We start from the raw sequence: 13,979 nt of genomic DNA, 5'->3' as shown, positions 1-13,979 counted from the left end.
TTATTTTTGAAATTGTTTTTCTTACATTTCTTAGTTTTTCAGCAATAAATGGTTCTGACTCTTTGGAATCAGGTCCCATAGAATTGTATGATGTTAGAAAATCTTTCATTGCTTCAATACTTTGGGTGGGCATAAGAGCTACAGAGGCATTATTCAGATAGATTTTCTTAGTATATGGAAAATCACTAGAAACATCCTTTGATACAGAATTCATTATTATATCTGTAAAATGCTAAAATGGTGTTGGATAAAAGTCCTAAGCTGGTTTTAGATAATAATTTAAAATATATCCAAAATGAATTTAGGCAAAATAATCCAAGTATAGTTTTATGCTCAGATCCTTTCCATAAAACAGAATTTCTAAATAGGTTAATCAAAGTAGTTGAAGAACCAATTATTTTTGTAGATTTAGATCTGCTTTATTCAGGATATGTTGAATCTGGAATGATTCCGAAGAAGAAGAATGTTATAATTTTTTGTCCTAATAAAACAGATTGGAAAGAAAAAATATCAGAAATCATTACAAAAGTATCAGAAAAAAAATTTCTTGTTGTTATCGATTCATTTAATGGAATTTATAATATGTTTGATGATCTTGAATCTACAATATTTGTTAATTCATGTATTATGTTACTTTCATCTATTGGAAAACAAGTTGGAACTTCAGTTATTGTAACAGCAATGGCAAGAAAAAAAGAGAGTGATGAGTGGATATTATCACCAGGAGGAAAACAGATTATCAAATCAGGAAAAATAGGAGTTTATTTTCTTAAAAAAATTGAAAAAACCATAACAATTTCTAATATTGAGAAGATAGGTACTGGTTCAAAAATTTTCAAAATAGAATAAAATGCTTAATTTGGGAATGTTCTTGCGATCAAAATTTGAAACGCCGTTATAAAATTTGAAACGCCGTTATAAGACAATTTTTTTAGGCAAATTATATTAAGAAGAAATCAAGAAATAATTTTGTTATGCCAGTAGGAATTATTCCAGACATCAGCGAACAAATGTGTATCGGATGCGCACTATGTGTAGAAATCTGTACCACATTAGGACCAGATGTCCTTAGAGTAAAACCAGTTGAAGGCTGGAAGAGAGGTAAAGCATTTGTTTTCTACCCAGAAAGATGTATTTCTGATGGTGCATGCATCGGTGTATGCCCAACAAAAGCAATCTTTTGGATGAGACCAATGGACTTTACTGTTGGACAACCAGTTCCACTCTACAAGAACTCAGTCTTCGTCAAAGGTTGGACTGAATTAATCGATTAGATTAGTTCAATCAATTTTAATTTCTTTTTATTATTTTAAATTTTAACTGCACCAGTGTTGCTCTCTGAGGGTTTTGGTTTTTTCATTATCCAAAAGAATGCGCCAAGAAATAGCACAGCAGGGACAAGAATAATGACTATCATTAATTCGTAATAAGTTGAAAGTCTCTGTGCTGGTTTTGAATGATAAGCTTCATGAGTGGTCTTTTCTGGATTATCATAAACTACTGAAGTAAAATCAACAGACCTTTGTTCTTTATCTTTTGCATCTCCTTTTACAGTTACACTTTCTTCAGCAAATATTGAAGGAGAGTGGATTCCTTCTATTCTTATTATAATTGTACCAGAATCACTAAAAATGAAATTTCTATAATCACCACCTATCTGACTTAATCCTTCATCTCGAAAAATTTCTTTACCATTTTGGAATATTACAAAATTGTATTTCATTTCTGCAAGATTTGAATTTGTTTGAGGATCATAAAATTGATATACAAATTGGATTTTTTCATGAGTTTTGATTACTGGTGGATCCCATGACAAATTGACTTCTACAGCTAAATCGGGAGTGTACTGTAAAAGTGGAAATTCTACTTTTTTACCAGTTGCATCATGTGGAAAATCTGGAATTGATTTTTCAACAACTATAACACCTTCCATCCAAGGATGAATGGTGCAAAAGTATGGAAAAGTACCAGAATCTTCAAACGTGTATGACCATGATTCTCCTGGCATGAATCTACCACTGTTAAAATATTCATCAGGTGTTCCAAAATTATCACTCATCCATCCATATCGACCAGAACCTTCTCCACTAGTAACTGTATGACCTTCTCTGTCATCATTATACCAAGTAACTGTATCACCTACAAGAACAGACATCATAGGAGGATCATACCACACTTCAGCAGGAGTATTTAATTCAGGATTATAGGCTCCAAATGGAATATCAACTACATATTCTTCTGCATACGCAACAGACGTTGAGGCTAAAACAAGAAATATTGAAAATAAGATGATTATTCTCACATTTTTAAAATGAGAATTAGTTAATTAAATACTTGATGTAATTTTCATGAATGTGAATGATTATCAATTCAAAGAATTACTAAAACCATAATAAACACAAAACTACTAAAAGCCTTCATATCCATATAAATAAAAACTGAAATAAATTGTCAATCTCAATTAATCTAGATAAAAAACTAATTTTCTTAGTAATGATTGCCTCAGTTATTGCGCTTTCAATTACAGGATTCCTTAGTTTCAATTACGCTGATCAAATTCTAAAGGAAAGAGCAGGAGAGCAATTGTTAGGAGAATCAACAGTCCGAGGCAATACACTAAGGCTGCTTTTTGAATCAAGAATTGAACAAAATAATATTCTTGCAAGTGATCCAATGATTCAACTTTTAACTTCAGAAATGAATAATGTTTCAGAAAATGAATTACAAGCGATCAAAGAAATTAATCGTAGAGATTTTTTAATTCAAATCCAAGCGTTTCAAGATCTAATTGGATTTTCTATAGGATTTGAAGATATAAAAATAATAGGAAAGAATGGAAAAGTTTTCTTTTCTCTTGTAGGTAATTCAAATGAGGATTATCATGAAAATCCATTTTACAAAAGAGGATTAAAAGAATCATTTGTCGAATTTGAGCGGTCTGGAAATGGGAAAAAAATGGTTGTTGTCTCACCAGTTTTTGCAAAGGATAGTAAAAAAGGAGATGAACCGATTGGTGTAATAATTTCAAGAATGCGTACAGCTTCGATAGATAATGTATTGACAAATAGAAGTGGATTAGGAGAAACCGGAGAAGTTTACATCGTAAATGATAAATTGTTGATGTTATCAGAATCTAGGTTTTATGAAAACGTAGTGTTTAATCAAAGTGTAAACACTTTAGGTGTACAAAAATGCTTCAATGAAGGACAAGATTATTTAGGATTTTATGAAGATTATAGAAAAGTTCCAATCTATGGAGCATCGTATTGTGCAGATGATTTAGGAATTGTCATGCTTGTAGAAATTGACAAAGCAGAAGTAGAAAGACCAATAAACATTCTACAAGAAAGAATTCTTCAAACTGGGATAGTAATTACAATAGTCATGGGTATTGCTGCATATTTAGTATCAAAATCACTTTCAAGACCGCTAATTAAATTAAAAATTGCAGCAAATGAAATTTCAAAAGGAGATTTTAATGTCAGAACTAACATTAAGACAGGCGATGAAATTGAAGAATTATCAAATGCGTTTGATTCAATGGCACAAAAGCTCCAAGAATCATTAATTGAGATTAAACAAAAAGAAGAGGTCATCAAACAGCTGAAAGGAGATATGTTAAAGTTTTCTCAGCGTGAGCAAAATGACTGTGTTGGAGTAATTGATATGTCAGATTCTACTAGAATTACTTCAAAATTATCTGATCAGGATATTACAAAATTATATGAAATCTTCCTAAATTTTATGGCAAAAATTATTCAAGAATACAATGGTCAAATAGTTAAAAATATTGGAGATGCTCTAATGTTTAGATTTTCAAATGTAGATATCAAAGATGATACAGTATTGAAAAATATTGTAGAATGTTGCTTATCTATGATTGAATCTCATAGTAAATTACAAGAAAAACTTACAGCTGAAAACTTACCTAAATTAGATTACAAGATTAGTTTAACATATGGTTCTGTCAAGGTAGCAGAAAGTACTACTTCAAATATCAGTGATATTTTCGGCCCTACAGTAAATCGATGTTTTAAAATTAATTCTCTTTGTCCAAAAAATAGTTTAGTCATTGGTGAGAATTTGTATAAAATGGCAAAGAAGCTTACTGAGTATGATTTTATTGAATTATGTGTTATTGAATTAAAGCAAAAATATGATTACAATGTATTTGAAGTTAGAAGGAAAGGATTAGATGGATTTGGAAGGAAATAAAAAGTTTAATGTGTAGATTTTTTATGTAATATCAAAAACATAAATTGATTATTTTTTTGAAAAACCAAATTTTGATGCCCAACCAGTATTTTGTTTTTTTGATGGTTTTTTTGAAAGATTATCTAACATATCATAAGTAATTGTAAATCCATGTCCAACCATAGTAGCATCTTTTGTGTAATTTTCTTTATTTGGAACAAATTCATCAGCTAAATCCTTGATTTTTTTAGTTTTGAGATCAAACATTCTAATTTTTTTACCATTTTCAAGCTTGATTATTGTATCACCACTCAATCCTTGAATTGAAAAATTTTCAAAAAATCGTATAGAACCACCTTGTTTTAATTCAATTGTAGAATCAAAGGTAAGTTTACTGCCGTAAAATAAAATTTCGCGTGCCGATAACGTTACATCATCTTCAACATTTAGAACAATAATAGAATCAGCTTCTAGCAATACTGTATTGACAACATTTTCAGCAATAATTTTTCCATTTGGAGCTGAGATACATGTTTTATGTTGTCGGATTTGAAAAATTCCTACTTTTCCGTCTGGATCTTCGACTCTGTATTTTCTGCCATAAACATTTCCTACAACAACATTTCCATGATCAACAGTTATTTTTGCGCCATTTTCAATTTTATATTTATTTTCTAAGGGATCGATAAATTTGAAATCACCTTTGGTCAAATGAATATTTGTTTGATATTCTTCTGTCCAAGATGGACTCGATATACTTCCTTGCATAATTATTGGACCGTCATAAGTTAGACTTCCTGCCATAAAATTTCCTTTAATTGATAAAGTACCTGTTACTTTTCTTTCTAATTCGATTTCACCAAGAGTTTTTGATCCAAATAATCTGGTTCCAGTTGAATTAGTTTTATTTAATGTAGCTGCCCATTCTTCAGCTGTTTTCATTTCTTTGAATAATTCTTGACCAAGTATCTGATTTTTTCTTCTGACATCAGCTTCAGTATCTTCAGAGTAAACTCTTGAATTTTTTATTTTTTCAAGGTCAGTTTCAGGATATTTTTTGCCAATTTTTAGATCCTCATAGGCTTGTTTAATTTTAATAAATTGTTCATTTTCTCCACCTCGATCTGAGTGAAATTGAAGGGCTAATCGTCTAAATGCATCTCGAATCTCTTTTTCAGTAGAACCTTCAACTATTCCCAAAATATCATAATTATTTTCCACCATCACTCACACCATCAAAGTTATTTTTTCATATCTCCTATACTTGTAGGTTATTACATCAATAGAATATCAAGGATTTGAAAAAATATACAAAAAATGAGATCTGTTTATTTTATTACTAACACCGGAATCTTTGTTTTGTGCATGACATAATTTGATGTACTTCCAAGAAATGCCTCTTTAGCTCCACCTACCCCCCTAGCACCTATAACGATCATGTCAAATTTTCCTTGTTGTGCAAATTTTACAATTTCAGAACCTGTATGACCACCTCCAGTTTTGTATTTGAAAGTAGCACCAGCTTTTTGAGCTTTATTCATTGCAGGGCCAATAGCTTTGACGGCCTTTGTCTGTGCATCGTCTTTCATTTTTTGTGTATATTTTATTCCTGCAGTAATTGGTAAATGAAATACGTAAAAACCAGTGATTTCAGCTCCACTACCTTTTGAAATTTCAATTGCTCTATCTAATCCTCTGATTGAGTTTGCAGAACCATCTAGAGGTACCAGAATTTTATTGAATTTTGCCATATTAAAATTCTAAAGTGTTCTAATATAAAATGGAACATTAATTTTCAAAGTTGGAATTATAAAATATAATCAAAATTGAAAATTATATCTTCTCTTTTTATACAAAAAATCTTACAAATAAGGAATGTCAGTAACTGATTTTTCAAATAAGCCTATTTCAATTCTAAAGAATTCATCAATTTCAGATGCTATTAGAATGCTTTTGAATACAAAAGTAAGTCGATTAGTTGTTGTAGATAATGGTAAACACGTAGGAATAATTACTGAGAAAGATATTGGCTTATTTTTATTTTCTGAAACTTCAATTCAAGGACTAGAAGATATACCAATTACAAAAATTATGAAGCCAATTATTTTTGTAGATAAAGAAACCACTCCTAAAGAATCTGCCAAAATTATGATTGAAAAAGGTATTAGTTCATTGGCTATTGGAGAAAATGAAGAAGTTAAAGGAATTTTTACAAAAAGTGATCTTACAAGATTTGTTGCCGATAACTTTTCAGGTAAAAAGAAAGTAGTAGACTTTATGACTCATGATTATGAATTTACTCATACTGCTGCTCCTTTGTATAAAGTTGTAAGAAAGATGTTAGAAAAGAAAATATCGAGGATTATTGTAAAAAATCAAAACGAGGAAGCAGTAGGAATAATATCATTTAGAGATTTATTTAGAATTTCAATTGAACTAGGAAGTGAAGAAGATTATTCTGGGTTTAATATTACAGATCACATAAGACATGGATTTCTTTCAAAAGAGGGATTTGGAAATATTTCATTGGCAAGAGACATAATGACTAAAGGACTAATCACTGTAAAATTTAATGAGGATTTGGCTGTGGCATGTGAAATTCTTTTGGAAAATAATGTTAGTGGGTTAGTTGTACTTGATGGAAATAATGGCATTTCAGGTATTTTCAGTAAAACTGATGTAGCAAAAGCCTTAGTATCAGTATGAAATGGCATTTTGATGATTTTATTTATGGCTCAATAGATGGTGCGGTAACGACTTTTGCAATAGTTGCAGGTGTAGTTGGAGCAGCACTACCTGCAGGAATTATCTTAATTCTAGGATTTGCAAATTTATTTGCAGATGGATTTTCAATGGCTGCTGCAAATTATCAAGCGTCAAAAGCTCGAAATGAATTTGTTCAAATGAAAAGAAGGCAAGAAGAATGGGAGATTGATAACTTAGCAGAGCAAGAAAGAGATGAGATTAGAGAAATTTATAGAGAAAAAGGATTCAAAGATGAATTGCTTGAAGATGTTGTACGAATTATCACATCAAGAAGAAAGGTTTGGGTAGATACAATGATGAAAGAAGAACTTGGATTAATTGAGAATGAAAGGAATCCAATGGATAGTTCTGTAAGTACTTTTGTTGGTTTTAATATAATTGGAATAATTCCATTAATACCATTCATGATTTTTATGATGATGGGAATTGATACGAACTCGGAAGCTTTTATCTATTCTACAATTTTTGTTCTTGCTGCATTTTTTCTAGTAGGGATGATCAAAGGAAAAATAGTTAAAAAATCAATGATGTATTCAGGAATTATCACATTAATCATTGGTGGGATTGCAGCGATTGTTGCATATATGGTAGGATATGGATTAAATTTCCTGGTTTCTTAGGACTAACAAAAAATGTCTGAATTAAAGCGCAATATGGGACTTTTCCAACTTACAATGTACGGAGTTGGATTGATTCTTGGTGCAGGAATTTATGTACTAATAGGAGAAGCTGTAGGTACTGCTGGAGATTCAGTTTGGATTGCATTTGTTTTAGGATCAATTGTTGCATTGTTTGCTGGACTTAGTTATGCAGAATTAACATCGATATTTCCAAAAGCTGCTGCAGAATATGTTTTCATTAAAAATGCCTTTAAAAGTAATTTTTTTGCATTTCTAATAGGATGGTTAACTGCTATTACATCGATCATTACTGCTGCAACAGTATCATTAGGGTTTGGTGGATATTTTGCTGAATTTGTAGACATCCCAATAATTCTTTCCGCGATTGGTTTGATAGTTATTCTTTCTATAGTAAATTTTGTAGGAATAAAAGAATCAGCTTGGACAAATACCATTTTTACAGTAATTGAAGCTTCTGGATTAATACTAATTATTGTAATTGGTTTTACATTTAGTGATCCAGAACCGGTAAATTATCTTGAAAGTCCATTTGGTTTTACGGGAGTTGCCATTGCATTTGTGTTGATATTTTTTGCATTTATCGGATTTGAGGATATGGCAAATGTAGCTGAGGAGGTAAAAAAACCAAAAAAACACTCCCAAGAGCAATTATTTTGTCTGTCTTGATATCAGGAATAATATACATTCTAGTTTCATTGGCGGTGGTTAGAGTAGTAAACTGGGAAGAACTTGCCACTTCAGCAGCACCAATGGCATTAGTAGCTGAAAGAGGTTTAGGATCAGAAGCCCACATATTACTTTCTTCTATTGCTCTTTTTGCAATAACCAATACTGTTTTGATCACACTCATTGCGGGATCTAGAATGTTTTATGGAATGGCAAGAGAAGGGGTATTTCCACAAATACTTAAAAAAATCCATTTTAAGACAAAGACTCCATGGGTTGCAGTTATTGTAATTATGATTACTTCAATAGCATTTACATTAGTTGGAGATATTGTAATTGTTGCAAACATTACAGTTTTTGCGATTGTGATAACTTTTGCATCAATCAATCTTGCTGTAATTGCTTTACGTTATACAGAACCTGATATTGAACGAAAATTTAGAGTTCCAATAAACATCGGTAAATTTCCTATACTTCCATTGTTTGGATTAGGGATCTCAGTCTATATGGGATTTCAATTTGAAATTGAAATTATTCTTGCAGGGATTATAATAATAGGAATAGGCGGAATATACTTTGTAATTTCTAAGAAGAAGAAAATTCATGATAATCTTAAATAAAAAAATTTAGAACAAAAAATATTGCATATGTTTGTTATTTCATATCAGAATATCTTATACGTAATAGTACAACCAAACTAACATGCAATTAAGTGAATTTGAATTATGGGTTGTATTTGGCATTATAATTGGAATTTCATTATCTGTTGATCTTGGTGTAATAAACAAAATTAGATCTAAATTCAAAAATAAATTTGAAAATACAAAAACAATTAACATCGTTGATGGGTTATCATTCAAACAGTCTCTTGTACGAAGTATAGTTTGGATAATTCTTGCAGGAATTTTTGCCATAATCATTTTTTTTACGTTTGGTGAGCACAAAACATTAGAATTTCTTACAGGGTATGTCTTGGAAGAATCTCTTAGTGTTGATAACATGATGTTATTTCTACTTGTTTTTACAACACTTGGAATTCCTCACAAATATCAAAAAAGAATCCTTTCGGTAGGAATTCTTAGTGCAATAGGGATGAGAATTTTTGTTATTTTGGTAGGCGCTTCATTACTTGACAATTTTCATTGGATGATCTATGTATTTGGTGGAATTTTGTTAATTGGGGCTTTTAGAATGATATTTCAGAGAAAAGAAGATAAAATTGATCTTGAAAAAAATGTGGCAGTCAAATTTTTAAAAAAATTTATGCCTATTAGAACAGAAATAACTGAACAGAAATTTTTTACAAAAATAGATGGTGTATTATATGCAACACCACTTTTTGTTGCATTAATAATTATTGAAATGACGGATCTGGTTTTTGCAATGGATTCAATTCCAGCTGTTTTGGCAATAACTACTGATCCGTTTATTGTAATCACATCAAATATTTTTGCAATCTCAGGTCTAAGAGCATTATATTTTTTGATAAGTAGTGTGATTCATAAATTATATTATCTCAAGACAGGTTTGATTGTCTTGTTATTTTTCATAAGTATAAAGATGATAATTTCTGAAATTTATGAAATTTCAACAATTGTATCATTTATGATCGTTGCTTTGATATTGAGCATAGTGATTATTGCATCAATAATTAAAGCATCTAGAGTTAAGAATGAATCATAATTTTAAAAAATACATAAAATTTTAGATTCTATTTAGTTCTTTTTAGATCTTACAAGTGCAGCTATTGCAATAATAATACCAATAAATCCAAGTCCAATTCCAACATACTCTCCATTTGTTGAGTTTTTATCTTCAAGTGTTTTTACTGATTCTTTCAAATTTTGTATATCTTCAATTAATGCAGTATGACCATCAATAATTTGATTTAATGTTAGATCTGTAGGTTCTGGAAATTCGATGTATGAACGTTCTTCAACTTTTGGAGGATGCATAGATAAACTAATTGGTGTATCTTCAATATTTCCCAAAATGTTTGCCTGATAAAATCCAGAAACAGTTGGATTGATAAATGCATAATATTTACCTGGAATGTTATGATCAGGAGACAACGGAAGCATAATATTTTCATCTTTGTAAACTAGTTGAATTTTTACTGTTTTTTTCAATCCCTCAATGCCATTTTTAAAAACTTGATCTTTTAGATCTAAATTAGGTTCAAGTGGGCTAACATAGAATTCAATTGCATTGGTTTCCCCAGAAACAACAGGTTCGTTCATCCAGCCAATTTCTACTCTATATTCACCAACAGAATCAATTGTGTGTGCATAAGCAATTCCAGAAAAAAATGGAATAATTAACAACGATAACATTAAAAATTTTAATTTCAATACTAAAAAGGACAAATCTTATTTTAAAAATGTTCTACTTATTTCTATGAAGTGGGTTTTACAAAAATTTTATGACTCTGGATAATCATCAAGTGGATTGGATTTTTTGAAATTTTTCATCTCCTCATCAAAGAAGAATTTCTCAGTGAGTGCAGGTTTTAAATCATCTAACCAAATTGCATTTTCATCATACTTTGCAAAAAATGGTACTTGCACCCAATCAGGATTTCTGCCTTGTAAAAATCTCAAAACAATCACTTTTTGATCGTTCAGATCTGCAGTTCCAATAATGTGTACTTTGCCTGGAGTTGCAGACATACTTGGTCCACGAACAGTTCTTGCCAATCCACTTACTGATGAATATGCCTTTTTGAAAATCTGATATGCTTTGACTAGTGGAACTCCAAAGTAATGTTGAGCACCAGTGTCTCTAACTACAAACATGTAATATGGAATACACCCCAATTGAACTTGTTTAGTCCACATTTTTGCCCACATTTCTGCATCATCATTAATGTGTGCCAGTAGAGGAGATTGAGTTCTAATTTGAGCACCAGTGTCTCTAACTGCCTTTATTGCCAATTTTACAGCATCTGTTGATAATTCATTAAGATGGTTAAAGTGCGCCATAAATGCAAGATGTAACCCATTATCAGAAACCTTTCTAAAAATGTCTAGCATTTCCTGAGAATCAGAATCTGTTAAAAATTTGTAAGGCCAATATGCTAAGGATTTTGTTCCAATTCTAATAGTTTTGAGGTTTGAAAGTTTTGCGTCAATTAATGTATCAATATATTTTGAGAAAATTTTTGCTTTCATTATCATTGGATCACCACCAGTAAAGAGCACATCACTGATCTCTGGATGCTCTCGGATATATTGAACGAGTTGTTCACCTTCTTGCATTGCAAATTTCATTTCATCCATTCCAACAAATTGAGGCCACCTAAAACAAAAGCTACAATATGCATGACATGTTTGACTTTGACTAGGAAAGAAGAGACAAGTTTCTTTGTATTTATGTTGCATTCCATATAATTTGGTTCCATCTTTTAAAGTTGGAACATTAAGCTCCATTTGACCTGCAGGATGTGGATTTAACTGTAAACGGATTTCATTTGCAATAGATGTAATTTCTTTTTTATCTAAATTATTTTTTAAAGCAGTTGCCATTTTTTCATAATGCTCAGACTTTAACATACCTTTTTGAGGAAAAGTTAAAACAAATATTGGATCATTGGGAATGTTATTCCAATCAATTAATTGTTCAACAACATAATTATTTGCTTTAAATGGTAATACGTTTCCTACCACTTCCATCTCAAATTGAGTTTCTTCACTAAGATTCTTAATTTGTGGAAGAGTACGAAAATTAGATAGAGTGTATGACTTTAATGATGGTGAATTGTTCCAGATTGTCGCTTGATAGGTCACTCAGTAATTAGTACGATTACCCTTGTTAAAGGTTACAGATTTTTTAGGCATAAAAAATTTAAAATTTTATAATGGTTTAGCCGAAAGTTCAATCAGAAATGATAATACAGGTTAACCTATGTATGTTAGAAAAAATGACAAATAGTGATCTAAATGGCAGAGGATGAAATTATTAATGCAGTGTCAGGTCAAGTAAATCAATTTGAGAGCATTTCTCAACTATTATTATCATCAGAATCTCTTCAAATAGCATTTACGGTATTAATTGTAGGAATTATTGGTATTGTTCTTGTTTACCGTACTTTTTCAAAATGGGTTAAAAGCCAGAAATTTAGTTATACCAGACCACATCTATCAAGATTTGTCAGGGTAGTTGTGCTACCCTTTTTTGCCATAATATTGATTACTTCGGTGAATCTATACATACAATCATTTGAGTTATTTGATGAAAATAATTCATCTCTAAATGAAGATGGGAATTTAACTCCTAGTGAAACATTTGCAAAGATTCTCAATACAATAAACATTCTTGTTATTGGGTATTCCTTTGCTCATTTGATTCCAATAATACTTACAAAAAAAGAAAAAACCAATTTGGAAAAAGAGGATTTTGAAGCATGGAAAGAATTGCGTGGATTTCCAGATGATGATGATCTCTTTCACAAAGTCTACAAGTGGGTTCCTCCAAAACACACACCCGAAGATATGACAGATGATGAATTTGAGAGAAAATTGAAAACAGACGAAGGAAAAAAGTTTCTTGAGGAATTCAGAACAACAAAAGGATTAGCTATTGGAAGTTATGAACAACTAGTAAAACATCCGTTTGAGGAATGGAAAAAATCTGAGAGAGAGAAATATCTTAGATATTATGAAGATTCTATTTCTGGAAATAATGAATCCGGGAAAAAACTAAAACCAGGACAAGAAGTTGAAGAAATTTTTCCAATAGATACATGGAGGGAAGAAAAGCGATTCAATGGATATGATCCAATTATTTCTGGATCAAAACCTCCAGGATATGCAAAAAGGAAAAGAAAAGATCTTCCAAAGTCAGTTTCGCAAATATTACCTTTAGGAATTTTTGTTGCAGTGATTTTGGGAGTAGTTAGTTGGTGGGGTATTGATTTGATTGTGCTTGCAACTGCAACTGGTGGATTAGCAATTGGAATAGGATTAGCATTACAAGAAACAATGCAAAATTATTTTGCATATATTCTGATTAGAAAAGATAAGATATTTGCTGAAGGGGAGAGAGTTCAATTAGATACTGGATACAATGGATACGTACATAAGATTACACCAAGGGTGACATATGTTCGTGATGCATTAAATGAATCATATGCAGTGATTCCCACAAGACAGCTTGTTAATGCTCAAATTATTAATTATTCAAAAGAAATCAAGATGGTGCCTGCAATTGTTGAGGTTGGTGTCTCATATCTAAACAACCCAAAACAAGTTGCAGCAATTCTGGTAAAAATTGGAAAGCGTGCAATGAAGGAAGTAGTAGATGAAAAAGGAAGACACCTAATCAGACAGTTAAGATGTCCGTATTTAGATAATAACAAACCTAGTTGTGGATGTGATAAAGATATTCATGTTGATATTAATCAGCCAGTGGTGAGATTTAACAAGTTTAATGATTCATCACTTGACTTTTCACTATGGGTATACGTCAGAGATTATGGTGCACAGTTCAAAACTAAAACAGATATTAGAATAATCATGTATGAAGAATTCAAAAAATATGATATTAGAATTCCATGGCCAATTAGAACTGTATATCAAGGAGATGAAAAACGAGAAGACGAAGAAATTAGAAAGCTTGATGATGAAAGAAATGAAGTAGTTGAAGAATTTGGTGTTGGAGACATAGGTCGTGGTGGTGGAGAGGATTGATCTTCTCAAAACTTAAGAATCCCTT

The 13,979-nt window shown here is 31.0% G+C and carries 12 protein-coding genes and 2 pseudogenes; 8 read left to right on the top strand and 6 right to left on the bottom strand.

The features are described from left to right. Positions 1-214: pseudogene (locus tag BD31_RS01375) on the bottom strand (aminotransferase class V-fold PLP-dependent enzyme); the annotation flags it as partial. Positions 215-237: 23 nt separating this feature from the next. Between BD31_RS01375 and BD31_RS01370 the strand changes: the two are divergent. Then, a complete protein-coding gene (locus BD31_RS01370; protein ID WP_008297093.1) occupies positions 238-849 on the top strand; it encodes a hypothetical protein in 612 nt (203 codons plus the stop codon). 125 nt (positions 850-974) lie between these two features. Further along, entirely contained in the window at positions 975-1,274 is a 300-nt protein-coding gene (locus tag BD31_RS01365) for an ATP-binding protein (RefSeq protein WP_007402606.1), read from the top strand. A gap of 35 nt (positions 1,275-1,309) precedes the next feature. Here BD31_RS01365 and BD31_RS01360 read toward each other — a convergent pair whose 3' ends face one another. Then, entirely contained in the window at positions 1,310-2,302 is a 993-nt protein-coding gene (locus tag BD31_RS01360) for a cupredoxin domain-containing protein (RefSeq protein ID WP_008297267.1), read from the bottom strand. A 146-nt stretch (positions 2,303-2,448) separates the two neighbouring features. Here BD31_RS01360 and BD31_RS01355 point away from each other — a divergent pair, with 146 nt between their 5' ends. Next, positions 2,449-4,215, top strand: coding sequence for a cache domain-containing protein (locus BD31_RS01355; protein ID WP_008297169.1), 1,767 nt, complete (start codon positions 2,449-2,451; stop codon positions 4,213-4,215). Between the two features lie 48 nt (positions 4,216-4,263). Here BD31_RS01355 and BD31_RS01350 read toward each other — a convergent pair whose 3' ends face one another. Both BD31_RS01350 and BD31_RS01345 read right to left on the bottom strand, forming a co-directional pair. Beyond that, positions 4,264-5,418 (bottom strand): J domain-containing protein, encoded by a 1,155-nt coding sequence (locus BD31_RS01350; RefSeq protein ID WP_008297260.1) that lies wholly within the window; start codon positions 5,416-5,418, stop codon positions 4,264-4,266. 104 nt (positions 5,419-5,522) lie between these two features. After that, on the bottom strand, positions 5,523-5,945 hold the full coding sequence (locus tag BD31_RS01345; RefSeq protein ID WP_008297178.1) for a universal stress protein: 423 nt from the start codon (positions 5,943-5,945) through the stop codon (positions 5,523-5,525). A gap of 124 nt (positions 5,946-6,069) precedes the next feature. Here BD31_RS01345 and BD31_RS01340 point away from each other — a divergent pair, with 124 nt between their 5' ends. The 4 genes and pseudogenes from BD31_RS01340 to BD31_RS01325 all read left to right on the top strand — a co-directional run bounded on the left by BD31_RS01340 (position 6,070) and on the right by BD31_RS01325 (position 9,950). Next, entirely contained in the window at positions 6,070-6,900 is an 831-nt protein-coding gene (locus BD31_RS01340; protein WP_008297259.1) for a CBS domain-containing protein, read from the top strand. Further along, positions 6,897-7,580: a VIT1/CCC1 transporter family protein gene (locus tag BD31_RS01335; protein WP_008297118.1), complete on the top strand. Its 684-nt coding sequence runs from the start codon at positions 6,897-6,899 to the stop codon at positions 7,578-7,580. The genes BD31_RS01340 and BD31_RS01335 overlap by 4 nt, the downstream gene beginning before the upstream one ends. Before the next feature lie 12 nt (positions 7,581-7,592). Then, positions 7,593-8,887: pseudogene (locus BD31_RS01330) on the top strand (APC family permease). Between the two features lie 82 nt (positions 8,888-8,969). Continuing rightward, positions 8,970-9,950 (top strand): TerC/Alx family metal homeostasis membrane protein, encoded by a 981-nt coding sequence (locus BD31_RS01325; RefSeq protein WP_008297132.1) that lies wholly within the window; start codon positions 8,970-8,972, stop codon positions 9,948-9,950. A 32-nt stretch (positions 9,951-9,982) separates the two neighbouring features. Here the strand turns inward: BD31_RS01325 and BD31_RS01320 are convergent, their stop codons facing one another. After that, a complete protein-coding gene (locus BD31_RS01320) occupies positions 9,983-10,618 on the bottom strand; it encodes a hypothetical protein (RefSeq protein ID WP_048097315.1) in 636 nt (211 codons plus the stop codon). A 69-nt stretch (positions 10,619-10,687) separates the two neighbouring features. Further along, positions 10,688-12,052 carry a KamA family radical SAM protein gene (locus BD31_RS01315; RefSeq protein WP_008297106.1) on the bottom strand — a complete coding sequence of 455 codons (1,365 nt, stop codon included), beginning with the start codon at positions 12,050-12,052 and terminating at the stop codon, positions 10,688-10,690. Positions 12,053-12,205: 153 nt separating this feature from the next. Between BD31_RS01315 and BD31_RS01310 the strand changes: the two genes are divergently transcribed. After that, positions 12,206-13,954, top strand: coding sequence for a mechanosensitive ion channel family protein (locus tag BD31_RS01310; protein ID WP_008297108.1), 1,749 nt, complete (start codon positions 12,206-12,208; stop codon positions 13,952-13,954). The last annotated feature ends 25 nt before the right edge of the window (positions 13,955-13,979 follow it).

This window comes from Candidatus Nitrosopumilus salarius BD31, from assembly GCF_000242875.2.
Lineage (GTDB): Archaea > Thermoproteota > Nitrososphaeria > Nitrososphaerales > Nitrosopumilaceae > Nitrosopumilus > Nitrosopumilus salarius.
Note: the sequence above shows the minus strand (reverse complement) of the source record. Positions and strands in the feature narration are given on the sequence as shown.